The 22,913-nt window shown below is 71.7% G+C and carries 23 protein-coding genes and 1 tRNA gene; 14 read left to right on the top strand and 10 right to left on the bottom strand.

Annotation, left to right across the window (positions count from 1 at the left end; genetic code table 11):
* Window positions 1-28: 28 nt before the first annotated feature.
* The gene (gene pdxR / locus BMY61_RS17085; RefSeq protein WP_042447883.1) at window positions 29-1,423 is read left to right on the top strand and encodes a MocR-like pyridoxine biosynthesis transcription factor PdxR; all 1,395 of its coding nucleotides are present in this window, start codon (window positions 29-31) and stop codon (window positions 1,421-1,423) included.
* Here pdxR and BMY61_RS17080 read toward each other — a convergent pair.
* Window positions 1,397-2,119: a VC0807 family protein gene (locus BMY61_RS17080; RefSeq protein ID WP_042447881.1), complete on the bottom strand. Its 723-nt coding sequence runs from the start codon at window positions 2,117-2,119 to the stop codon at window positions 1,397-1,399. The two genes, pdxR and BMY61_RS17080, sit on opposite strands and share 27 nt — an antisense overlap.
* 111 nt (window positions 2,120-2,230) lie before the next feature.
* Between BMY61_RS17080 and BMY61_RS17075 the strand changes: the two genes are divergently transcribed.
* Together BMY61_RS17075 and BMY61_RS17070 are read left to right on the top strand one after the other, a co-directional pair.
* Entirely contained in the window at window positions 2,231-3,436 is a 1,206-nt protein-coding gene (locus BMY61_RS17075; protein ID WP_143094392.1) for a sensor histidine kinase, read from the top strand.
* Entirely contained in the window at window positions 3,433-4,065 is a 633-nt protein-coding gene (locus BMY61_RS17070) for a response regulator (protein ID WP_042447876.1), read from the top strand. Before BMY61_RS17075 ends, BMY61_RS17070 begins: the two co-directional genes overlap by 4 nt.
* Before the next feature lie 5 nt (window positions 4,066-4,070).
* Here BMY61_RS17070 and BMY61_RS17065 read toward each other — a convergent pair whose 3' ends face one another.
* Window positions 4,071-4,268, bottom strand: a complete 198-nt coding sequence (locus tag BMY61_RS17065) for a hypothetical protein (RefSeq protein WP_042447873.1) — start codon at window positions 4,266-4,268, stop codon at window positions 4,071-4,073.
* Window positions 4,265-5,029, bottom strand: a complete 765-nt coding sequence (locus tag BMY61_RS47705; protein ID WP_052438713.1) for a COG4280 domain-containing protein — start codon at window positions 5,027-5,029, stop codon at window positions 4,265-4,267. The genes BMY61_RS17065 and BMY61_RS47705 overlap by 4 nt, the downstream gene beginning before the upstream one ends.
* 108 nt (window positions 5,030-5,137) lie before the next feature.
* Between BMY61_RS47705 and BMY61_RS17055 the strand changes: the two genes are divergently transcribed.
* From BMY61_RS17055 to BMY61_RS17035, 5 genes are all read left to right on the top strand, one after another.
* The gene (locus tag BMY61_RS17055) at window positions 5,138-6,439 is read left to right on the top strand and encodes a hypothetical protein (protein ID WP_075003944.1); all 1,302 of its coding nucleotides are present in this window, start codon (window positions 5,138-5,140) and stop codon (window positions 6,437-6,439) included.
* A 115-nt stretch (window positions 6,440-6,554) separates the two neighbouring features.
* Complete coding sequence (locus BMY61_RS17050) at window positions 6,555-7,208, top strand: NUDIX domain-containing protein (protein ID WP_082015030.1); 654 nt, start codon at window positions 6,555-6,557, stop codon at window positions 7,206-7,208.
* A 160-nt stretch (window positions 7,209-7,368) separates the two neighbouring features.
* Window positions 7,369-7,953 (top strand): DUF6542 domain-containing protein, encoded by a 585-nt coding sequence (locus tag BMY61_RS17045; protein ID WP_052438712.1) that lies wholly within the window; start codon window positions 7,369-7,371, stop codon window positions 7,951-7,953.
* A complete protein-coding gene (locus tag BMY61_RS17040; protein ID WP_082015029.1) occupies window positions 7,946-9,625 on the top strand; it encodes an LCP family protein in 1,680 nt (559 codons plus the stop codon). Before BMY61_RS17045 ends, BMY61_RS17040 begins: the two co-directional genes overlap by 8 nt.
* Window positions 9,626-9,779: 154 nt before the next feature.
* Complete coding sequence (locus BMY61_RS17035) at window positions 9,780-10,454, top strand: Crp/Fnr family transcriptional regulator (RefSeq protein ID WP_042447868.1); 675 nt, start codon at window positions 9,780-9,782, stop codon at window positions 10,452-10,454.
* 147 nt (window positions 10,455-10,601) lie between these two features.
* Here the strand turns inward: BMY61_RS17035 and BMY61_RS17030 are convergent, their stop codons facing one another.
* The 4 genes from BMY61_RS17030 to sp36 form a co-directional block, all read right to left on the bottom strand.
* Window positions 10,602-11,381, bottom strand: coding sequence for an MBL fold metallo-hydrolase (locus BMY61_RS17030; protein ID WP_425314691.1), 780 nt, complete (start codon window positions 11,379-11,381; stop codon window positions 10,602-10,604).
* Window positions 11,378-12,241: an NUDIX hydrolase gene (locus BMY61_RS17025; protein ID WP_042447865.1), complete on the bottom strand. Its 864-nt coding sequence runs from the start codon at window positions 12,239-12,241 to the stop codon at window positions 11,378-11,380. The genes BMY61_RS17030 and BMY61_RS17025 overlap by 4 nt, the downstream gene beginning before the upstream one ends.
* Before the next feature lie 70 nt (window positions 12,242-12,311).
* Complete coding sequence (locus BMY61_RS17020) at window positions 12,312-12,776, bottom strand: RidA family protein (RefSeq protein WP_042447863.1); 465 nt, start codon at window positions 12,774-12,776, stop codon at window positions 12,312-12,314.
* A gap of 2 nt (window positions 12,777-12,778) precedes the next feature.
* Entirely contained in the window at window positions 12,779-12,937 is a 159-nt protein-coding gene (gene sp36, locus BMY61_RS45015; protein WP_143094391.1) for a Sp36 family protein, read from the bottom strand.
* Window positions 12,938-13,034: 97 nt separating this feature from the next.
* Between sp36 and bagA the strand changes: the two genes are divergently transcribed.
* Both bagA and bagB read left to right on the top strand, forming a co-directional pair.
* On the top strand, window positions 13,035-14,078 hold the full coding sequence (bagA, locus tag BMY61_RS17015) for an ATPase BagA (protein ID WP_042447862.1): 1,044 nt from the start codon (window positions 13,035-13,037) through the stop codon (window positions 14,076-14,078).
* The gene (gene bagB, locus BMY61_RS17010) at window positions 14,075-15,223 is read left to right on the top strand and encodes an ATPase BagB (protein ID WP_042447860.1); all 1,149 of its coding nucleotides are present in this window, start codon (window positions 14,075-14,077) and stop codon (window positions 15,221-15,223) included. Before bagA ends, bagB begins: the two co-directional genes overlap by 4 nt.
* Before the next feature lie 31 nt (window positions 15,224-15,254).
* On the opposite strand, the gene BMY61_RS17005 is transcribed toward bagB, so the two are convergent.
* On the bottom strand, window positions 15,255-15,569 hold the full coding sequence (locus BMY61_RS17005) for a WhiB family transcriptional regulator (protein ID WP_042447859.1): 315 nt from the start codon (window positions 15,567-15,569) through the stop codon (window positions 15,255-15,257).
* A 387-nt stretch (window positions 15,570-15,956) separates the two neighbouring features.
* On the opposite strand from BMY61_RS17005, the gene BMY61_RS16995 reads away from it, so the two are divergent.
* Window positions 15,957-18,209 carry a transglycosylase domain-containing protein gene (locus tag BMY61_RS16995; protein WP_042447857.1) on the top strand — a complete coding sequence of 751 codons (2,253 nt, stop codon included), beginning with the start codon at window positions 15,957-15,959 and terminating at the stop codon, window positions 18,207-18,209.
* 103 nt (window positions 18,210-18,312) lie between these two features.
* Here the strand turns inward: BMY61_RS16995 and BMY61_RS16990 are convergent, their stop codons facing one another.
* The gene (locus BMY61_RS16990; protein ID WP_042447855.1) at window positions 18,313-18,780 is read right to left on the bottom strand and encodes a GatB/YqeY domain-containing protein; all 468 of its coding nucleotides are present in this window, start codon (window positions 18,778-18,780) and stop codon (window positions 18,313-18,315) included.
* Between the two features lie 109 nt (window positions 18,781-18,889).
* Between BMY61_RS16990 and BMY61_RS16985 the strand changes: the two genes are divergently transcribed.
* Window positions 18,890-19,849 carry a metallophosphoesterase gene (locus BMY61_RS16985; RefSeq protein ID WP_042447853.1) on the top strand — a complete coding sequence of 320 codons (960 nt, stop codon included), beginning with the start codon at window positions 18,890-18,892 and terminating at the stop codon, window positions 19,847-19,849.
* A gap of 9 nt (window positions 19,850-19,858) precedes the next feature.
* Here the strand turns inward: BMY61_RS16985 and BMY61_RS16980 are convergent, their stop codons facing one another.
* Complete coding sequence (locus BMY61_RS16980; protein ID WP_082015028.1) at window positions 19,859-20,869, bottom strand: LysR family transcriptional regulator; 1,011 nt, start codon at window positions 20,867-20,869, stop codon at window positions 19,859-19,861.
* 99 nt (window positions 20,870-20,968) lie between these two features.
* Here BMY61_RS16980 and BMY61_RS16975 point away from each other — a divergent pair.
* Window positions 20,969-21,042, top strand: a tRNA-Pro gene (locus BMY61_RS16975).
* Window positions 21,043-21,220: 178 nt separating this feature from the next.
* Entirely contained in the window at window positions 21,221-22,861 is a 1,641-nt protein-coding gene (locus tag BMY61_RS16970; protein ID WP_082015027.1) for an LCP family protein, read from the top strand.
* Window positions 22,862-22,913 lie beyond the last annotated feature (52 nt).

Here is a 22,913-nt window from a genome sequence, read left to right as displayed (position 1 = left end):
CAGTGGTCCCACGATAAGGTCCATTCCCATGACCGATGAGTGGTCCACTTTCGGCGTCGACCTCCACCTCGACCTGACCGCCGGGCGCGTCGGCGGCGAGGGCGTCCGGGCCGCCCTGGAGCGGTCGCTGCGCGAGGCGATCCGCGACGGCCGGTTGACCACCGGCGCCCTGCTGCCGGCGACCCGCGTCCTGGCCTCGGAGCTGGGCCTGTCCCGGGGCACCGTCAGCGCGGCCTACGACCAGCTGGTGGCCGAGGGCTACCTGATCGCCCGTCACGGCTCCGGCACCCGCGTCGCGGAGATCGCCCGACCCGAGCCACGGGCGACCCGGGGCACCCCGCGCCCGCCCCGCCACGACCTGCGCCCCGGCACGCCGGACGTCGGCTCGTTCCCCGTCGCCGCCTGGCTGAGCGCCTCCCGCCGCGCGCTGGGCTCGGCCCCTCCCGCGGCGTTCGCCTACGGAGACAGTCGCGGCCGCCCCGAGCTGCGCGCCGCACTCGCCGACTACCTCGGCCGCGCGCGCGGTGTCGACGCCTCGCCGGGCCGCATCGTCGTCACCGCCGGCTACGTGCAGGCCCTCACCCTCCTCGCCCACGCCCTGCGGGAGGGCGCGTTCGCCCTGGAGGACCCCGGCCTGCCGTTCCACCGCGAGGTGCTGCGCTTCAACGGCCGTGACGTCCGCCCGCTCCGGGTCGACGCCGAGGGCGCCGACCCGGCCTCGCTGCCCGCTGATGTCGCGGCGGCGGTCGTCACCCCCGCCCACCAGTACCCCACCGGCGTCACCCTGCACCCGGAACGGCGCCGAGCGCTGGTCGCCTGGGCGCGGGCCACCGACGCAGTCGTCGTCGAGGACGACTACGACGGCGAGTTCCGCTACGACCGCCAACCCGTCGGCGCGCTCCAGGGCACGGCGCCGGACTCGGTCGTCTACATCGGCACGGCGTCGAAGACCCTGGCCCCCGGCGTCCGGTTGGCCTGGATGGTCCTGCCCGGCCGCCTGGTCGAGCCAGTGATGCGGGCCAAGCGGCTGACGGACTTCCAGTCCGAGGCGCTGGGCCAGCTGACCCTGGCGGAGTTCATCACCTCCCACGCCTACGACCGCCACGTCCGCGCGAGCCGCGGCCGCTACCGCCGCCGCCGTGACCTGCTCCTGTCGGAGCTGGAGGGCTACTCCCTGGAGGGCGTGGCCGCCGGCCAGCACGTACTGCTCGGCCTCCCGCCCGGCGCGCCGCCCGAGGCGCAGCTGCTCCGCCGGGCCTCCGCCCGGGGTCTGGCCTTCGGCCTGCTGGGCGAGCACTGGCACGAGCCCTCGGCCGCCCCGCGTACCGGCCTCGTGATCGGCTACGGAACCCCGCGTGACGGCGCCTTCCCGAGCGCCGTCGCCGAGTTGTCGGCCCTACTGGGCGACGAGGCCGGGGGCTGAGCCGGGGGCCGTGGTCTCCGCGGCGGCCCGGGCCGCGCCGCGTGCCGCGGAGCGCTTGGAGTAGACGATGGTGAAGAGGACCTGGAGGCCGATGCAGACGTAGGGGACGGTGGAGTTGAGACCGACCATGGTCCTGGTGGAGACCACCGCCGTCAGCGCGCCGAGCAGGACGCCCTGCCCGACGAAGCCCAGGCCCCAGACGACCGTCAGAACCCGCTGGGAGTGCCGGAAGCCGGGGTACTGCCACAGCCCGTTCCACCAGGCGAGGCTGTCCGGCGAGCCGTCGGTGGCGAACTTGCGGCCGAAGTAGAACATCAGCGGTCGCGGCAGCAGCAGGCTGCCCAGGAAGGCCGCTCCGAGCAGCACGGTCAGCGCCGACTCCTTCAGCAGCAGCAGCTTTGAGCTGTCGTAGGCCACCGCGGACAGCGCCGTCAGCAGGAACATCACCAGCATCATCGCGCCGAACTCGTCCAACCGCTTGTGCAGCAGGTAGTACACCAGGAGCTCCACCACCGGCCAGGCCGCGATGAGCAGCAGACCCTGCACCTCGGAGGCCCCGTGACCGGTGAGGTAGGAGTAAGTGAAGTAGGGCAGAAGCCCGTTGAAGAGGATGGTCGGGCCCCAGGTCATCAGCAGGGTCCGGCCCCTGCGCGCACCGGGTCGCGGCCCGGCCGGCGTCGACTGCGTGGTGGTCATACTCACAAGCCTTGCGTGGAACGGTAGTTGCCGCGATCCACCGGGCGGTCACACCGGTGTCCACCGATCGGTTGACACGCTCGACGAACGGCACGTGCCACACTTCCGCGCGTGGACAGGACTCCGGCGTGGAACGTGTGGGACAGCCCGGCCAACCGATGGGACCTCAGCTGCTCGCTGGTTTTCGCCTGCACGCTGGTCATGCTGGGCCTGTCTCCGGGCGCCGGCAGCCGGTCGCATCTGGTCGGGATCGGCTGCGTCGCGGCCATGGGCCTGTGGTACGGCCTGATCGGCCATCACGCCATTCTGCGCAACGGCCCCAAGCCCCGGGCGACAGCCGTCCCCTACCTGGCCGGCCAGGCGGCCCTGTTGGCGGCGGCGCAGTCACAGTTGCCCGTCGGACTGACGCTGACCTTCCTGCTCTATGCGCTCAACCCGCAGTTCTTCATGGCCTTCCCGCCCCGCCGGGCCTTCCTGGCGTTCGTCGGCGTCAACCTGATCCCACCGCTGTTCGCGCTGGCCCGGCACGACCCGCGCACGGCCGCGATCGTGGGCGCCGCCGGCGCACTGGGCGTCGCGCACTCCAGCATCCTGGGCGGCTGGATCAACCAGATCATCGCCGAGAGCCGGGAGCGCCACCACCTGATCGGGCAGCTGAAGCAGGCCCGCGCCGAACTGGCCGAGGCGCACCGCCGGCAGGGCGCCCTGGAGGAGCGCCAGCGCATGGCCGGAGAGATCCACGACACGCTGGCCCAGGGCTTCAGCAGCATCCTGATGCTGATCCAGGCCGCGGAGGCCCAGGTCGACCCGGATCCCGAACAGGCGTGCCGGCAGCTCGGCCTCGCGGCCCGCACGGCGCGGGAGAACCTGGCCGAGGCGCGCGCACTGGTCGCCTCGCAGGGACCGAGCGCGCTCGACTCGGCCAGCCTCTCCGACGCGCTCGGCCGGTTGACCGGGCAGCTCGACGAGGAGACCGGCATCCGGGCCCGCTACCGCACCGTCGGCGAGCCCCGAAGACTGCCGACCGACGCCGAGATCACGATGCTGCGGGCGGCCCAGGAGGCGTTGGCCAACGTCCGCAAACACGCGCGGGCGGACACCGTCGACGTGGTCCTGACCTACGCGCCCGAATCGGTCCGGCTCGACGTGGCCGACGACGGCGTGGGCTTCCCCACGGAACGGGCCAGGACGAAGGGGCACGAGGGCGGTTTCGGTCTCGTCGGCATGCAGGACAGGGTCGGCCGCGTGGGCGGGCGGCTCAGCGTGGACAGCTCTCCCGGCGACGGGACCCGACTCCGGGTGGAGATAGCTCAGTGATCAAGGTACTGCTCGTGGACGACCACCCGGTGGTGCGTGAAGGGCTCCGCGGCATGCTGGCGCCCGAGGCCGACCTGGAGGTTGTCGGGGAGGCCGGCAGCGCGGCCGAGGCCGTCGCCGCCACGCTGCTGAACAGGCCGGAGGTCGTTCTGATGGACCTGCGGATGCCCGGGACCGACGGTGCCGACGCGACCGCGATGATCCTTGCCGAGAGCCCCGGCACCAGGGTCGTCGTGGTCACCACCTACGAGACCGACGCCGACATCCTGCGGGCCGTGGCGGCCGGGGCCGCGGGCTACCTGCTCAAGGACTGCACCCGGCAGGAGCTCGCCCACGCCATCCGGGCGGCCGCCCGGGGCGAGACCGTGCTGGCCCCGACCGTGGCGGCCAAGCTCGTCTCCCGGATCCGGACCACCGGCCCGACCACCGCCCTGTCCGCACGCGAGCTGGAGGTCCTGCGCCTGGTCGCCACCGGCCTGACCAACGCCGAGATCGGCCGCGAGCTGCTGATCAGCGAGGCGACGGTCAAGACCCACCTGCTGCGCGCCTTCGGCAAGCTGGGCGTCACCGACCGCACCGCCGCGGTGACCACGGCCATGGAACGCGGCATCCTCGCCCCGGGCCGATGAACCGGTCACCGCTTCGCGGCCCGCCTCAGCGAGAGGCCGAGGAGGAGCACGACCGCGGGCGGCGTCAGCCACCAGGCGTCGACGCCCGCGTGGACCAGCGCGGCCGTGCAACCGAGGGCGACGGCGACACCCACCGCGACGCGCCAGTCGTCGCCGATGACGAAGTCGTACCAGAACCGTCCGAACGCACGCAGGGTCCTCACGCCGTCGCCCCCGTCCTCTCCGACTTCTCCGTCTTCCGCTCCGCCCTCCGCAGGAGCCGCACGTAGCCGAGGGCGACCAGGGCGATCCCGGGGACCAGCACGAGCAGGGCCGCGTCCGAGCCGGGCCAGTGGGCGCCCGCGCCCTCCGTGGACCAGAACACGCCGAAGGCCGTCAGCATCGTGCCGACCACGAACTTCATGGTGTTCTCCGGGACCCGCGCGAGCGGTCCCCGCACCGCGAAACCGGCGCCGGCCACCAGCGCCACCGCGACCGCCGCGGCGAGCGCGGCCAGCGGAACATCGTGGGCGTTCGCGCCGAACGTCAGGACGATGAAGACCACCTCCAGACCCTCCAGGAAGACCCCCTTGAACGCCAGCGTGAAGGCGTACCAGTCGCGCACCACGCCGCGCCCGCCCGCCGCCGCGGCGCGGGCCGAGGCCAGGCCGCGGGTGTAGGCGGCCTCCTCGTCGCGCAGCGCCTTGAGACCCGAGGCCCGCAGGACGGCCTTGCGCAGCCACTGGAGGCCGAAGACCAACAACAGCGCGCCGACGACCAGGCGCAGACCGCCCAAGGGGATCCGGCCGACGGCGGGGCCGAGCACCGCGACCGTCGCGGTGAGCGCGGTGAGCGCCGCGAGGACGCCTTGGCCGGCGGAACGCCAGTCCCGGCCGACGCCTGCGGCCAGGACCACCGTCAGCGCCTCGACGGCCTCGACGGCGCAGGCCAGCAGGACGGTGACGAAGAGAACCCACGCGCTCAACGGACCACCACCACTCGGTAAGACTTTCGTCCGGACTGTGCCACTCATATTTCTTTCATTCAACGCCTAGGATGTGCCGCGCCCGGGGGGAACAAAGGACTGAATCGGGTGAAAGAGAAGAACGTGGGCCGATCCGGCGGGGAGGGACCGCTTTCCGACTACCGGGCGCACACCGGACGCATCGCGTCGTGGCTGCCGCTGCGCAGGCACCACGCGCTGCTGGTCGGGTGGACTGCGCTCTGGTTCGTGCTGGTCGTGCCCAGCGGCGGCGTGTCGTGGCACTACCTGCGCCAGGGCGAGCAACTCCTCTTCGGCGACCAGCCGGGCGGGGGTCTGTCGCTGTACGCGAACCACCCGGATCTGCAGATCGGGCCGGTCAGCCTGGCCGCGGCCCGGCTGTTCCAGCCGTTCGCGCCGGCCACCGGGCAGCTGCTGGCCGAGGCGGCCATGTCGGTGCTGGGCCTGGTGATGCTGATCCTGGTGGGCCGCACGGCCGCCCTGCACTACCTGGGCACGGGCACCAACCACCGGCGGCTGCAGCAGCGGATCCTCACCGCGGGGCTGGCCTTCATCCCGATGTGGATCGAGGTCTCGGTCCGCTTCGCGCACCTGGACGACGTGCTGGCGCTCTTCTTCGCCACCGTGGCCGTGCACTCGCTCGCGCGGGGCGGCAGCTGGGCGGTGGCGGTGTGGCTGGCGCTGTCCGTCGACGCCAAGCCGACCGCGGTGCCGTTCGCGGTACTTCTGCTGGCGCTGCCGCGCGGCGGGCGGCGCGGGCCGTTCCTGCTCTTCTGCGCGCTGGTCGCGGGCGCCTGGCTGCCGTTCTACCTGGGCAACCTGGGTTCGATCTCGGCGGCGAAGTTCGCGATACCCAACCAGCCCGCGTCCTCGCTGCGCTGGCTGGGCGTCCACAGCGCGGGCACGCCGCCCTGGGACCGCCCGGCGCAGTTCGCGCTCGGGGGTCTGCTGGGGGCGATCGCGGTGTGGCGCGGACGCTGGCCGGCCGTGATCCTGCTGGGCGCGGACGCGCGCATCCTGCTCGACCCGAGCGTCTACACCTACTACAGCGCCTCGGTGCTGCTCGGCACGCTGCTGTGGGACGCGGTGGGGCAGCGGCGCCTGGTGCCGTGGTGGAGCTGGATCGCACTGCTCTCGCTCTACGGCGGGACGCTGGTCATCCCGGACGACCCGACCCGCGGCCTGGTGCGGCTGGGCTTCGTGGCCCTGTCCGTCGCCTACGTGCTGCTGTGGCCGACGCCGGGCGCGAAGCGGCAGCGCAAGCGGCGTCGCGCCGAGCGTCGAGCCGGGCGCCGGGCCGGGCGCCGAGCCCAGGTCGCGGCCGGCGCGGCGGGATCCTCGGCCCGCTCGTCCCGGCACGCTGCGGCACCGGAGTTGGTCGACGCGGGGTGACCCGTCGGGCCGTCCGCGGTCGCGCACCCGCAGTGACGTTTCGGCAACCGCGCGTCAAACCGTTGCACTTCGCGCGCTCCCCCGAACGGGCCAGTCGAGCCGCTACGCTCGATCAATGACACGGACGACGACGCGTTCTGACGACCCGGCCCGGCCGGATCCCACCGAACTTCAGGCCCTGGCACGGCGCTTCCCGCGCCTGCACGCACCACAGTTCTGGGCCTGGGGCGGCTACGACGCCCAGTTCGCCGCCGTCATGCCGGAGGACCGGCTGGTCACCAACGTGCACCTGATCGGCTTCGCCCCGCTGCCCGACACGCCGGAGGGCCCCGGCCCGGGCGACGGCGTCGTGCTCTGCCGTGACGAGCGCGACCACTGGTTCCTGCCCGGCGGCACCCGGGAGCGGGACGAGAGCATCGACGACTGCCTGGCCCGTGAGCTGCGCGAGGAGGCGGGCGCGCGGCTGCTGGACGCGCCGGTGTGGATCGGCGCGCACCGGTGCGTCACCGACCGGCCGACGCCCTACCGTCCGTGGCAGCCGCACCCGGAGAAGGCCTGGCTGTGGGGCTGGGCCGAGGTGGTCGTCGACTCCGCGCCGACCAATCCGGAGGACGGGGAGTCCGTGGTCGAGGTTCGCGTCATGCCACCGCAGGAGGCCCAGGAGCTGCTGACCCGGGGTCGCGACGGCTGGTGGGCCGAGCTGGTCGCGCTCGCCGTGGAGTCGCGCGGGAACGCCCCGCGCGCCGGGGGGCGCACGCCCGGCGCGTGACGATCGGGCCGAATCGACCTGCGGCGATGCACACGTGACACCGCGACTTCCGCGCGGAACCATGAATGTCCCCTGTGCGTCTGTTACACCTGTTAAGCCCGATCTTGTGGGTTTATGGGTTTTGACACGCAGTGCGGAGGACCGGCGTGAGAGGAGAGGTATGACTGGGCAGTCGACGCAGCGTCCGACGCAGCGACCGGGCGACCGGGCCGCCCAGCCGCCGACCCAACGCGCGGTCCGCCCCCAGGGCGGGCAGCCCACGCCGCAACGCGGCGGACCGACGCGAACCGGATCGGCGCGCCTGCGGCTCGCCCGGCCGCAGGCCGGCTGGGTACTGCTGGGCCTGCCGCTGTTCGGCGCCCTGGTCGACGAGGTGTCCGGCGCGCCGCTCGGCACCGTGTTCGCCGTCTGCTCGGTGCTGGCCTCGGCCTGGGCCGCTCTGCTGGTGACCAGGCGTGGGCTGTGGTGGGTGCTGCCCAGCCCGCCGCTGGTGATCGCCGGGATCGCGTTCCTCGACCAACTGCTGCTGCACAGCTCCGACTTCGCCGGGACCAAGCTCGGCACCGGGCTGCTGAAGTGGTCCGTCGAGCTCTTCCCGGCGATGTTCTTCGCGCTGCTCGCCGCCCTCGCCGCCCCCGCGTTGCGGCGCGTGCTGACCCACCGCGCCGCCGTCCGGGCCACCGCCCGCGCGGCCGCCGACCGCGACGCCCAGGTCCCTGTCCCGCGAAGGAGCCACCATGGCTGACCGCCCCCAGGACCGCCCGCAGCGGCGTCCTTCGGGCCGTCCCTCGGGCCGTCCCTCGGACCGCACCGGCGAGCGTGACGGCGACCGCCCCGGCGAGCGGCCCGCGGACCGCGTGGTGGGTCGGCGTCCCGCGACGCCACTGGTCCGCGCCGGACGCGCCGTGGTGGCCACCGCCTCGGCCGTGGTGCTGCTGGGCAGCGGCGTCTCCTGGTTCACCTACCACTCGCTGACGGACGGCCTGAACACCTCCGACGCCCTCGGCATCACCCAGCGGCACGCGCCGCCCAAGCTGGACAACTCGATCAACCTGCTGCTGATCGGCCTGGACAGCCGCAAGGACATGAACGGCAACGACCTGCCCAAGCAGTTCGTCGAGCAGGACCTGCACGCCGGCTCCAGCGACATCGGCGGCTACAACACCAACACCCTGATCCTGCTCCACATCCCCGCCAACGGCGGCAAGGTCCAGGCCTTCTCCATCCCGCGCGACGACTACGTCGAGACGCTCAACGGCGACGGCACCTCCCAGGGTCACCACAAGATCAAGGAGGCCTACGGCCTGGCCAAGGCCGCGGTCGAGCCCACGCTCAAGGCCCAGGGCGTCACCGGCGCCGCCCTCGAACAGCAGAGCCGCGAGGCCGGGCGCGAGGCCACCCTCGCCACCGTCCAGCAGTTCCTGGGCGTGCGCATCGACCACTTCGCCGAGGTCAACCTGCTCGGCTTCTACGACATCGCCAAGGTCGTCCAGCCGATCACGGTCTGCCTCAAGCACGCCACCAAGGACCCGGCCATGACCGGCCAGGGCTCCGGCGCCGACTTCCACGCCGGCTACAACACCCTGGACGCGGCCGGGGCCCTCTCCTTCGTCCGTCAACGGCACAACCTGACCAACGGCGACCTGGACCGCACCCACCGGCAGCAGGCCTTCATCTCCTCGGTGATGTACAAGCTGAAGCAGGAGGGCCTCTTCAACGACCTGGGCAAGATGCAGGGCCTGTTCGACGTGGTGAAGCAGGACGTCGTGCTGGACTCCCAGTGGAACGTCCTCGACTTCGCCCAGCAGGTGCCGAACCTGACGGGTGGCAACGTCGTCTTCAACACCCTGCCGATCCAGGGCTTCGCCACCCGCAACGGCGAGTCGGTGAACCTGGTGGACGCCCAGCAGATCCAGCGGATCATGCAGCGACTCATCTCCGTCGACCCCAGCCCCGCCGCCGCGCCCTCCACGACCGCGCCCGCACCGGCGCCGGCCTCCGGAGCGCAGCGGCAGTCCACGCCCGTGGCCCCCGCGGCGGTCGACGTGCTCAACGGATCCGGCGTCACCGGTCTCGCCGCACAGAAGCAGAAGGACCTCGTCGACGCCGGCTGGACCGCCGGCCGCACCGGCAACGCCACGGCCCGCGCGCACACCGTCATCCGCTACGGCTCCGGCGCGGACGCGGCCAAGGCCGCGAAGCAGGTCGCGGCCAAGCTCGGCGTCTCCGCGGTGCCGACCGCGTCGGCGAACGTCGCGGCAGGCCACGTCGAGGTCCTCCTCGGCGCCGACGCGGGCGCCGCCGGGGGCACCTCCGGCAGCTCGTCCGACAGCGCCGCGACGGGCGGAACGACCTCGAGCATTCCGTTCCAGGGCGCCTCGGTCGACATGGGCAAGGGCATCCCCTGCGTCGACTGATCCCGGCTGGTGGACGGATCCGTCTCAGGGGTGGCACCCGGCTAGGAGATCGGGAAACACGTAAGACACACTTGTTGTGATTGATCGCACTGTTTCCCGGTCGGGCATGATGGGGATCGCACCTCAAGCCTGCACGGCCGACTAGGAGGACCGAGTGGACGACGTTCTGCGGCGGGCACCGCTCTTCACCGCACTGGACGACGAGCAGGCCGCCGAGCTGCGTGCCTCCATGACGGAGACGACGCTGAGCCGCGGCGAGTCGTTGTTCCACGAGGGAGACCCCGGGGACCGGCTCTACGTCATCGTCGACGGCAAGGTGAAGCTGCACCGGGCCTCGGCCGACGGCCGCGAGAACATGCTCGCGGTGGTGGGGCCGAGCGAGATGATCGGTGAGCTCTCGCTCTTCGACCCGGGCCCGCGCACCGCGACCGCCTCGGCACTGACCGAGGTCAAGCTGCTCGGCCTCGGCCACGGCGATCTGCAGCCGTGGCTGCAGACCCGCCCCGAGGTCGCCATCGCCCTGCTCCGGGCGATCGCGCGGCGACTGCGCCGGACCAACGACGTCATGTCGGACCTGGTCTTCTCGGACGTGCCCGGCCGCGTGGCGAAGGCCCTGCTCGACCTCTCGCGCCGCTTCGGCGTCCCCTCGGACGAGGGCATCCACGTGGTGCACGACCTCACCCAGGAGGAGCTGGCCCAGCTGGTGGGCGCGTCGCGCGAGACGGTCAACAAGGCTCTCGCGGACTTCGCCCAGCGCGGTTGGCTCCGCCTCGAGGCTCGCGCCGTGATCCTGCTGGACGTCGAGCGTCTCGCCCGCCGGTCGCGGTAATCCTTCCAGGGGCGCGGGGAACTGCGCGAGAAACCACTGATGAGCGGATGGCCCTGAACGTTCGGGGCTCCATCTCACCGGGTGGCTTGTCGCGCCCACGCGGCGGAGCCGCAAATCGGCAGAGCCCCGCGCCCTGAGGTAGTGCAGCTACCTGTTTTCGCGCAGGTACTCGAGCTGGGCCCGGACCGACCACTCCGCCGCGGGCCAGAGCGACCGGTCGACGTCCGCGTACACGTGTGCGACGACCTCCGAGGGCGTCGTGAACCCTGCCTCGACCGCCGCAGCGACCTGCGCCAAGCGCTGCTCCCGGTGCGCGAGGTAGTACTCCACCGCGCCGAGAGGGTCCGCCAGGACCGGGCCGTGGCCCGGGAGGACGGTGGTGGCCTCCCGGGACTCCGCCAGGGCACGGAGCCGGCGCAGGGAGGCGAGGTAGTCGCCCAGGCGGCCGTCCGGGTGGGCGACGACGGTGGTGCCCCGACCGAGGACGGTGTCGCCGGTCAGCAGGGAGCCCTCGGCGGGCAGGGTGAAGCACAGGGAGTCCGAGGTGTGTCCCGGCGTCCCGAGGACGCGAAGCTCCAGGCCGCCGACCTCCAGGACGTCCCCGTCCGCCAGGCCCTCCGCGCCCAGTCGCAGCGCGGGGTCCAGCGCCCGGACCCCGCTGCCGCTCAGCGCCGCGAAGCGGGCCGCGCCCTCCGCGTGGTCGTGGTGGCCGTGGGTCAGCAGCGTCGCGGCGACCCTGCGGCCCTGGGACTCGACCGCCGCGAGCACCGCGGCCAGGTGGCCTTCGTGCAGCGGACCGGGGTCGACGACGACGGCCTGGTCGGACCCCGGCTCGGCCAGGATCCAGGTGTTGGTGCCCTCCAGCGTCATCGGGGACGGGTTCGGCGCCAGGACGAGGGTGGCGCGGTCGGTGACGACGGTGCTCACAGATTGCCCCGCAGGGCGAGGCCCGGGTAGCCGGGCCAGCTGACCACGACGGCACCGTCGGCGTCGATCTGCGCCGTCGCCAGGATCGGGTCGATCGAGCGTGCCTTCGCCGCGGTCAGGGCCGCGTCCGGCGTCCCGAACGGGCTCAGCTCGCGCAGGGTCGTGACCGTCGGCGGCAGCATGAAGAACTCGCCCGCCGCGTGGTGCCCGACGGCCTCCTCCGGGGAGATCCACAGCACCCGGTCCGCCTCGCCCGGGACCTCCGCCGTGCGCTGGCCGTCGGGGACGGTCGCGACGAAGAACCAGGTGTCGTAGCGGCGCTCCTCGAACTCCGGGGTGATCCAGCGGGACCAGGCACCCAGCAGGTCGCTGCGGAGCACCAGGCCGCGCGAGGCGAGGAACTCGCCGAAGGAGAGCTCGTGGGCCTCCAGCGCGGCGCGCGCCGCGCGCCACTCCTCGCCGGAGACGTCGGCGACCACGGAGGCCGCGTCGGGGCCGGCCAGCAGCACGCCGGACTCCTCGAAGGTCTCCCGGACCGCCGCACAGACGATGGCCCGCGCGTCGTCCGCGGGGACGCCCAGGCGTTCGCCCCAGGCCGCCGCGTCGGGGCCGGCCCAACCGAGGCCGGGGGCGCTGTCGCGCGGGTCGACGGCGCCGCCGGGGTAGGCGTAGGCGCCGCCGGCGAAGGCCATGGAGGTGCGGCGACGCAGCAGATAGGCCTCGACGGCCTCGTCGTGCGAGCGCAGCAGCACCACCGTGGCCGCGCGGCGCGGCTCGACGGGGGTCAGCTCGCCGCGGGCCTGCGCCGCGATCCGGTCCGCCCAGCTTGCGGGGAGACGATCGTTCCGTCGATCACTCATGGCCGGATCGTACGGCGCAGGCCTCGAAATGCCCACCTCGCCCCGGGGTGGGGCATGCCTCAGCAGCAGGTCAGGCGCGGACCTTGACCTGGATCTCGACCTCGACCGGCGCGTCCAGCGGCAGCACCGCGACGCCGACCGCGCTGCGGGCGTGGACGCCCGCGTCACCGAGGACCTCGCCGAGGAACTCGCTGGCGCCGTTGACGACGCCCGGCTGCCCGGTGAAGTCGGGGGCGGAGGCGACGAAGCCGACGACCTTGACGACACGCTCGATGCGGTCCAGGTCGCCGATGACGGACTTGACGGCCGCCAGCGCGTTGATCGCGCAGATCCTCGCCTGCTCCTTGGCCTCCTCGGCGGTGACCTCGGCGCCGACCTTGCCGGTCAGGCCGAGCTTGCCGGCCACCATCGGCAGCTGGCCCGAGGTGTAGACGAACTCTCCGGTCTGCACGGCCGGGACGTAGGCCGCCAGCGGCGGAACGACCTCGGGCAGCGAAAGGCCCAGCTCGGCCAGGCGGCTCTCAACCTTGCTCATGGTTACTGCTTCTCCCGCTTCAGGTACGCCACCAGCTGCTCGGGGTTGTTCGGGCCAGGGACGACCTGGACGAGCTCCCAGCCGTCCTCGCCCCAGGTGTCCAGGATCTGCTTGGTGGCGTGCACCAGCAGCGGCACCGTCACGTATTCCCACTTGGTCATGACACTGGACTCTAGCCCGTCCACCGGACACCCATTGGTTACGCTCGACCGGACGGCAGCAATGACGTGACGCGCGATCGCCAGGGAGGCACGGCCCATGCCCGCAGCTCCACCTGCAGGTCCGACAGGTCCGGACTGGGAGGGTGTCCGACTCCACGTCGTCACCGGCAAGGGCGGCACCGGCAAGACCACCGTCGCGGCGGCGCTGGCGCTCGCGCTGGCCAAGGAGGGCCGCCGGACGCTGTTGATCGAGGTCGAGGAGCGCCAGGGCATCGCCGAGCTCTTCGGGATAGCCGCGCTGCCCTACGAGGAGCGCAAGGTGGCCGGCGGTCGCGGCCACGGCGAGGTCTTCGCACTGGCCATCGACATCGAGCAGGCCCTGCTGGAGTACCTGGAGATGTTCTACAAGCTGGGCCGCGCGGGCAAGGCGCTGCGCAAGCTCGGCTTCATCGACTTCGCCACGACGATCGCGCCGGGCCTGCGGGACGTGCTGCTGACCGGCAAGGCCTGCGAAGCGGTGCGCCGCCGTCGCCCGGACGGGCGACGCGTCTACGACGCGGTGGTGATGGACGCCCCGCCGACGGGCCGGGTGACCAGGTTCCTCAACATCAACACCGAGGTGGCGGGGCTGGCCCGGGTCGGGCCGATCCACAACCAGTCGCAGGCGGTGATGCGGGTGATCCAGTCCCCGGAGACGGCCGTGCACCTGGTGACCCTGCTGGAGGAGATGCCGGTCCAGGAGACCGTGGACGGGGTGGCCGACCTGCAGGCGGCGAAGCTGCCGGTGGGCGGGGTCTTCGTCAACATGGTCCGGCCGCCGGTGCTGGACCAGGCGGCGCTGCTGGCCGCCGAGGACGGGCACGAGGAGGAGCTGGCGCTCGCGCTGACCGAGGCCGGCCTCGGCGGACGCCGTACCGCCGCGAACGGGGGCGGCCCGGGGCCGACGGTGCGCAAGCTGGTCGGCCCGCTGCTCGCAGAGGGACGCGAACACGCGGCACGTGTCGAACTGGAGCGCGCCCAGCGAGCGGACATCCAGGGCCTGCGCCTGCCCACGTACGAACTGCCGCAGCTTCCGGGCGGCGTCGACCTCGGCGGCCTGTACCGGCTCGCCGCCGAACTGCGGACCCAGGGGGCGGCATGACGAACTCCGCATTGACCACGCACCGGTTGGACGTGGACGCGCTGCTGGACGACCGGAAGACGAAGATCATCGTCTGCTGCGGAAGCGGTGGCGTCGGCAAGACCACGACCGCGGCGGCGCTGGGCCTGCGGGCGGCCGAACGCGGCCGCAGGGTCGTCGTCCTGACGATCGATCCCGCGCGGCGGCTGGCCCAGTCGATGGGCCTGACCGAGCTCGACAACACCCCGCGCGTGGTCAAGGGCGTCTCCGGCACGGGCGAGCTGCAGGCCATGATGCTGGACATGAAGCGGACCTTCGACGAGGTCGTGCTGGCCGCCGCCGACGCCGAACGGGCCCGGCAGATCATGGAGAACCCCTTCTACCAGTCGCTCTCCTCCGGCTTCGCCGGCACGCAGGAGTACATGGCGATGGAGAAGCTGGGCCAGCTGCACGCCGACGGCACCTGGGACCTGATCGTCGTCGACACCCCGCCGAGCCGTTCGGCGCTGGACTTCCTGGACGCGCCGAACCGGCTGGGGTCGTTCCTGGACGGCCGGCTCATCAAGGTCCTGACGGCCCCCGCGAAGGTCGGCGGCCGCAGCGCGATGAAGATGCTGAACGTCGGCATGACGATGTTCACCGGCGTGCTCAGCAAGGTGCTGGGCGCGACGGTGCTGCAGGACGTCTCCACGTTCGTCGCCGCCATGGACTCCATGTTCGGCGGCTTCCGCGAGCGCGCGGACCGCACGTACGCGCTGCTGCAGGCCAAGGGCACGGCGTTCCTCGTCGTCGCCGCGCCGGAGCGGGACGCGCTGCGGGAAGCGGCGTACTTCGTCGACCGCCTGGAGGCGGACCGCATGCCGCTGGCCGGCCTGGTGCTGAACCGCGTGCACGACACCGGCGCGCCCCAGCTCAGTGCGGAGCGCGCGCGGGCGGCAGCCGAGGCCCTCGACGAGGCCCCACCGGGGGACGCGGAGCAGCTGGCCGCGGGCCTCCTGCGGCTGCACGCGGAACGGATGCAGGTGATCGCACGCGAGCGGCGCATGCGCGACCGCTTCGCCTCCGTCTACCCGAACGTCAAGGTCGCCGACGTCCCCGCCCTACCCGGCGACGTCCACGACCTCGACGGCCTCCGCGCGATCGGCAGCCGGTTGGCAGAGGGGTGAGTTGCACTGCCCCTGAAGACGCTTGCGCGTCTCAGCCCGCTTCGGCGAAGTCCACGTTGATGGTGTAGGCCTGCTCGTACTCGCTGCGCGCCGTCTCGAGCAGCCGGCGCCACGAGACCACAGTCGGCCTGCGGCGCAGCAGCGCTCTGCGCTCGCGCTCGGTCATGCCCCCCCAGACACCGAACTCGACACGGTTGTCCAGAGCATCCGCCAGGCACTCCGTGCGCACCGGACATCCCGTGCACACCGCCTTGGCGCGGTTCTGTGCCGCCCCCTGGACGAACAGTTCGTCCGGATCGCTGGTGCGGCAGGCGGCCTGCGCACTCCAGTCCTCAACCCAGCTCATGCTGGCGCCGTCCTCTCCCGAATCGAGGCTCCCCCACGGCGGCAACGGCGAATATGCCGTTGCCAGTTGAGGACGTTACGGAAGAAGTGCGCGTTGCAACAGCCCCCTGGGGCCCAATCCTTATGGCCCGTTTGGACTATGCGTGCCCGGGAGATCACCCGTTGGAGTGATCGCAGGTCGGCGGGCTTTGCGGGCTTCGGGGACCCGCCCTACCGTTCCCACGAGCTCATACGCCTGGCATATGCCAGGCAATCCGCCATGATTCGGTCATCTCTCATCACCCACAAGAGTGAAGCGAGTGGGCATACGGCAACTTGGTGCAGGCTTGTGACAAGAGTAGGCGAACACCTGGCCACCTGTCCGAGGAACGCCACGTATGGTTCTGCCATGGCAGCGAAGCGCAAGGTGTCCCCCCTCCAGCAGATCTCGCTCGGCGCCAGGCTTCTCGGCGCGAGTGTGCTGGCCGGCGGCCTCGTGGCGGGCCTCGCACTGCCCGCTGTCGGCGCTCTCGGCCTCGGGGCCAAGAACGCGGTGAACGACTTCAACTCGCTCCCCGCCGACTTCACCGCGCCGCCGCTGTCGCAGGCCTCCTACATCTACGACAACCAGAACAACGTCATCGCCAAGGTCTACTCGCGTGACCGCACGGTCGTCTCGGAGAGCCAGATCTCCCCGCTGATGCGCCAGGCGCTGGTCGACATCGAGGACAACCGCTTCTACCAGCACGGCGCCGTCGACCTGCGGGGCATGCTGCGTGCGCTGACCAACAACGGCGGCGGCGGCGCGGTCCAGGGCGGATCGACGCTGACCCAGCAGTACGTGAAGAACGTCTTCGTCGAGCAGGCCGGCAACGACCAGGCGCTGGTCCTGGAGGCGCAGCGGCAGACCCTGGGTCGCAAGATCCAGGAACTGAAGTACGCGATCCAGGTCGAGGAGAAGATGACCAAGGATCAGATCCTCACCGCGTACCTCAACATCACCTTCTTCGGCGAGCAGGCCTACGGCATCGAGGCCGCCTCGGAGCGGTACTTCGGCGTCCACGCCAACCAGCTGAAGGTGCAGCAGGCCGCCCTGCTCGCCGGCATGGTGCAGTCGCCGACCTACTACGACCCGATCACCTACCCGGACGTCGCGCTCAAGCGCCGCAACACCGTCCTGGACAAGATGGCGGAGTACGGCTCGATCACCCAGGCCCAGGCCGACACCGCCAAGGCGACGCCGCTCGGCCTGCACCCGCAGAAGGCCAAGGAGGGCTGCATCACCGCGAGCCACAACGGTGAGGCCTTCTTCTGCGACTACGTCGAGCACGTGATCCTGCGCGACCCGGCCTTCGGCGCCACCGAGACCGCGCGCCAGGCCCTGTGGGACCGGGGCGGCCTGCAGATCCACACCACCCTGGACCCGAAGGCGCAGGCCTCCCTCTACTCCTCGGTGACCTCGCACGTGTACGCGACCGACAAGGCCGCCACCGCCATGACGATGGTCCAGCCGGGCACCGGCAAGATCCTCGCCATGGGCCAGAGCCGCCCCTACGGCGTCAGCAACGACCCGGGCGTCACCAGCCTGAACTACAACGTCGACCGCACCATGGGCGGCGGTGGCGGCTTCCCGACGGGTTCGACGTTCAAGCCGATCACCGCGGCGGCCGCGATCGAGCAGGGCATCGGGATGGACAAGACCTACCCGTCGCCCTACCAGGAGCCGTACCCGGCGATGCAGGACTGCGCCGGCAACACCATCGCCGAGTCGGCCAGCCCGCCGGACCAGAACGACTCCCCCGACCTGGTCGGTCCGTTCGACATGGCGCAGGCCATGGCCAAGTCGGTGAACACCTACTTCGTGCCGCTGGAGCGGGACACGGGCCTGTGCAACGTCGTGCACATGATGAACAAGCTGGGCATCACCAGCCAGGCGACGTACGACAAGAGCGGTTCGCTGGCGCCCATCGCCCAGGTGCAGTCGCTGACGCTGGGCACCAACAGCCTCACCCCGCTGGAGATGGCCAACGTCTACGCCACCTTCGCGGCCCGCGGCCTGTACTGCACCCCCACCGCGATCACCTCGGTGACGACGGCGGACCACAAGCAGCTGACGGTGCCGCAGGCCAACTGCCAGCAGGTGATGCAGCAGAACACCGCCGACGCCATCACGACCATGCTCTACGGCGTGGTCCAGGACGGCACGGGCGCGGCCGACGGCTTCTCGGACGGTCGCCAGAGCGCCGGCAAGACGGGTACCACCAACGAGCACAAGCAGGTGTGGTTCGTCGGCTACACCCCGGAGATCGCCGCCGCCACCGTGGTGAGCGACACCGGCATCAGGCTGACCAGCCTCTCCGACCAGTCCATCGGCGGCATCACCCAGGTCGCCTTCGGCGCCACGGTGGCCGGCCCGATCTGGCACGACGCGATGGACGGCGCGCTGTCCGGGGTCCCGTTCAGCAACTTCAACCTGGTGCAGCTGCCCGCAGGACCGCAGAAGTCCAACGACAGCAAGAACGGCAACGGGAACGGCAAGGGCAAGGGCAAGGGCGGCAAGAACGGCGGCACCACCGGCGGCCCCGGTACCACCGGCATCGTGGGGATCGCCGGCGGCACGATCGGGAACCCCTTCGGCGGGGGCGGCACCACGGGCCACTGACGCCGCCGACGTCGGCGACGCCACTGACGCGCGAGGGGCGCGGCACTCTGCGGATCGAGTCGCAGAGTGCCGCGCCCCTCGGCGCTTCGGTCGTTCGGGCTGCTCAGCCGGCCAGGGCCTGCTTCACGGCGGCGGCGACCCGGCCGCCCTCCGCGAGGCCCTTGACCTTGGGGTTCACGATCTTCATGATCGCGCCCATCGCCTTCGGCCCCTCGGCTCCGGCGGCCTTCGCCTCGGCCACCGCGGCGGTGACGATCGTGGTGAGCTCCTCGTCGCTCAGCTGCCGGGGCAGGTACTCGGCGAGCAGCACGCCCTCCGCCCGCTCGCGGGCCGCCGACTCGGCGCGGCCGCCCTGCTCGAACGCCTCGGCGGCCTCGCGCCGCTTCTTCGCCTCGCGGGTGATGACCTGCAGGACCTCCTCGTCGCTGAGCTCGCGCGCGGTCTTGCCGGCCACCTCCTCCTTGGTGATGGCGGCGAGGGTCAGCCGGATCGTGCCGGAGCGGAGGTCGTCACGGGCGCGAATGGCGGCGGTGAGGTCCTCCTGCAGCTGCTGCTTGAGCGTGGTGGTCATGCCGCAAGTCTGACACCTGTGCGCAGCTCGGCGCCCGGATTAACCTCGCCGGTCCATGATCCCGCCCCCGTCGTACGAGGTCTCCTGCGGCGTCTGCCACCATGGACGGATGCGCACCCGATACGCCGCTCCGCTGAAGGCCCTTGGAGTCACCGCCGCCGTCGGCGCGGTCTGCGTCGGCTACGCCGCCGGCTACGAGGTGCGCTCGTTCCGGCTGCGCCGCGTGGAGGTGCCGGTGCTGCCCCCGGGCGCGAAGCCGATGCGGGTGCTCCAGGTCTCCGACATCCACATGGTGAACGGCCAACGCAAGAAGCAGGTGTGGCTGGGCGGCCTGGCGGCGCTCCGCCCCGATCTGGTGATCAACACCGGCGACAACCTGTCCGACCCGGATGCGGTCCCGCAGACCCTCGACGCGCTCGGCCCGCTGATGGACTTTCCCGGCGCGTACGTCTTCGGCTCCAACGACTACTACGGCCCTCAGCCGAAGAGCCCGACGCGCTACCTGTCCGCGATGGTCAGCGGCAACCACGGCATGAACAACGCCGACGGCTCGGCGCGGCGCGGCGTCAAGGGCGCGATCCACAACCCGTGGACGGACCTGCGCGACGGCTTCGACGCGGCGGGCTGGCTGGACCTGACCAACCGCCGCGGCACGCTGAAGGTCAACGACCTGGAGCTGGAGCTGACGGGTCTGGACGACCCGCACATCCGCCGGGACCGCTACGCCGAGGTGGCCGGCGGCCCGTCGCCCGAGGCGGACCTCTCCTTCGGCGTGGTGCACGCCCCCTACCTGCGCGTCCTGGACGCGTTCACCGCGGACAACTACCCGCTGATCCTCGCCGGGCACACCCACGGCGGCCAGCTGTGCCTGCCCTTCTACGGGGCGCTGGTCACCAACTGCGACATCGACCGCAAGCGGGTCAAGGGCCTCTCCACGCACGCGGCGGGCGGCCGCCGCAGCTTCCTCCACGTCTCCGCGGGCTGCGGCACCAACCGCTACACCCCCGTCCGCTTCGCCTGCCCCCCGGAGGCGACGCTGCTCACGCTCACGCCGCGGGCCCGGGACTAGGGCCGTCTGCTAGACCTCGTACGCCCCGTCGATCGCGCCGATGTCCGCGCCGTCGAGCGGCAGGGTGCGGCGGTTGCGGACGCCGGCGACCGGCTCCTCCAACGCGCCCGTGAGCCAGCCCTGCTGGCGGGACGTCTGCTCGGCCACGCGCAGCAGGCGGTTCACCGCCGGCGAGTGGTTCACGCGGCGGGTGACCAGGTGCACCTCGATGAACGCCGGGGGTGTCACCGGCAGCCAGAGCAGGCCGCTGGGCAGGCCGATGCGGCCGCTGTAGCCGACCATCGTCACGGCCGATCCGGAGGCGACCGGGGTGTAGGAGGCGTCGAAGTCGAGGCCGCGGTAGAGGACCTCGGGCTTCGCACCCGCCCGGGCGCAGATCTCCATGATCTCGTCGTAGTGGCCGGGGTTGTGCGCGCGGGGGTGCAGCAGCAGCTTGAGGCCGTCCAGCGCGGCGGGGTCGACCGACTCGGCGCCGCTCGCGGCCAGCGGGTGCTCGCGGCTGATCACGACGCCCTGGCGTTCCCTGCGCAGCAGGGTGAGCTCGACGTCGTCCGGCAGCGTCTCCGGCTGCGCGGAGCGGACCAGACCCACGTCCAGGGTGCGGGCGGCGACGGAGTCGATGATGTCGGCGAAGGCCATCACCCGGGCCGAGACCTCGATGCCGGGGGCCTCCTCGCCCATCGCGCGCAGCAGCTGCGGTGCCGTCTCGTACCCGGCGCTCATGCCGTAGCCGAGGCTGACGCTGCCCATCCGGCCGTCCGCGAACTCGCGGACCCCGCGCCACAGGCTCTCCGCCGCCTCCAGCAGCGCGGGGCCGCGCTCCAGCAGCATGCGTCCGGCCTCGGTGGGCTCGACCTTGTGCGTGGTGCGCGCCAGCAGCTCGACCCCGAGCTCCCGCTCCAGTTCCCGCACCTGGCGGCTCAGCGCCGGCTGCGCGATGTGCAGGCGCTCCGCGGCACGGGTGTAGTTCCGTTCCTCGGCGACGGCCAGGAAGTAACGCAGGCGACGCAGCTCGGACATGCGTCCATCTTAGGAGCTCGGTGATGCCGTGACGGCATGGCCCACGGAATCGGATTTCGTTCCTGGGCAGGTGGTCCGCTAGAGTAATCCTTGTTGCACCGGGGTGTAGCGCAGCTTGGTAGCGCGCTTCGTTCGGGACGAAGAGGCCGTGGGTTCAAATCCCGCCACCCCGACTGGTGAAACCGAAGGTGAGGGGCGGCTTTCCGTTGAGGAGAGCCGCCCCTCACCTGTATGTGCGGGCAAGAACGAGATAAGAGCTGGCAGTCCCCCTGGCCGAATCCTCACGAGGCAGCACTAGTATCTCGGGATCCGATCACGTGATGACTTTCTGCTGCAAGGAGTGGGGCCGACATGACACCACCCGAAGAGTCGTTCGGCGGCCGCGCTGCGGCACGTCGGGCCGGGCGTGGCAAGTCGGCTCCGGCAGGAGCCGTCCCGACGGGGCGCCGCAAGACGAAGCCGAAGAAGCGCGGCAAGCGAATAGCCATGGGCGTCAGCGCCTTCGTGGTGCTGGTGGCCGCGGCGGGCTGCGCGTGGGTCTACCAGCTGGACAGCAACATCAAGCACAGCGCCCTGGACACCGGCTCCTCGCCGCAGAAGGGCGCCGTGATCCCCGGCGCGATCAACATCATGCTGATCGGCTCGGACACGCGCATCGGCGGCAACGCCTCCCTCGGCGGGCAGGACAACTCGCTGCCGCACGCCGACGTGGAGATGCTGCTGCACGTCTCGGCGGACCACCAGAACGCCACCGTGATGAGCATCCCGCGCGACACCGACACGCAGATCCCGGACTGCACGCAGAACGGGAAGACGTACCACTTCGGCGCGCACGACCAGATCACCAACAGCCTGAACTACGGTCCGGGCTGCACGGTGTCCGCGGTCAACGCGCTCACCGGCGTCCACATCGACCACTTCATGGTGGTCGACTTCGACGGCGTGGTGAACATGTCCGACGCCGTCGGCGGCGTCGACGTCTGCACCACCCACAACGTCTACGACCCGGGCTCCCACCTCAAGCTGAGCGCCGGCTCCCACACCCTGGTCGGCCAGGGCGCGCTGGAGTTCCTGCGCACCCGCCACGCGTTCGGCAACGCGAGCGACATCGACCGCACGGTGACGCAGCACATCTTCCTCAGTGCGCTGATGCACAAGATGAAGAGCGCCAGCACGCTGGCGGACCCGACCAACGTCTACAGCCTCGCCGAGGCCGCCACCAGGGCGTTCCAGGTGGACAACGGCCTCAACAGCATCACCAAGCTGATCAGCCTGGCCAACACCCTCGCAGGCATCCCCACGAGCCACATCACCTTCGTGACCATGCCCGCGATCAACGACCCGTACAACCCGAACGCCTGGCTGGCGCCGGCCCCGAACGCGCAGCAGCTCTTCAACGCGATCGCCAACGACCAGTCGCTGTCCGGTGGCTCCTCCACCAAGCCCACGGCGGGCGCCTCCGCCTCGGCGAGCGCGGCGGTGGACCCGTCGAGCATCGAGGTGCACGTCTTCAACGGCACCGGCGTCCCCGGACGGGCCGCGGCCGTGCAGACCGAGCTGGCCGGAAAGGGCTACTCCAACTCGATCGTCGAGCACACCGCGATGTCGGTGAGCTCGAGCAAGGTCGAGTACTCGGCCTCGGACCCGCAGTACAAGCGCGAGGCGCAGCAGGTGGCGAGCGCACTGGGCCTGCCGTCCTCCTCGCTCACCGTGACGCCGGGCCTGACCACCGTCCATGTGGTGGTCGGCTCGGACCTGAAGGTCGGCAGCGGCAGCGGCTCGGCGGCCCCGAAGCCGTCGGCCAACATCGGCCAGGCGACGCAGGGCGCCTCCGCCGAGATCGCCGGCGACACGGTCAAGTGCGCCCAGGCCAGCCCGTTCCCGCTGGGCGGCCTCCCGGCCTCCGCGGCGGCCTACCAGGGCCTCACCGTGGAGCAGGCCTACGCGCTGGCCACCAAGAACGGCATCCCGGACTCCGACAAGCAGAAGTAGGAGCAGGGGGTGGTGAGCCCCGGTTCCCCCACGGGGGCTGCCGGGGTGAAAC

The sequence above is a fragment of the Streptacidiphilus jiangxiensis genome, from assembly GCF_900109465.1.
Lineage (GTDB): Bacteria > Actinomycetota > Actinomycetes > Streptomycetales > Streptomycetaceae > Streptacidiphilus > Streptacidiphilus jiangxiensis.
This window is presented reverse-complemented; position numbering and strand designations above follow the sequence as displayed.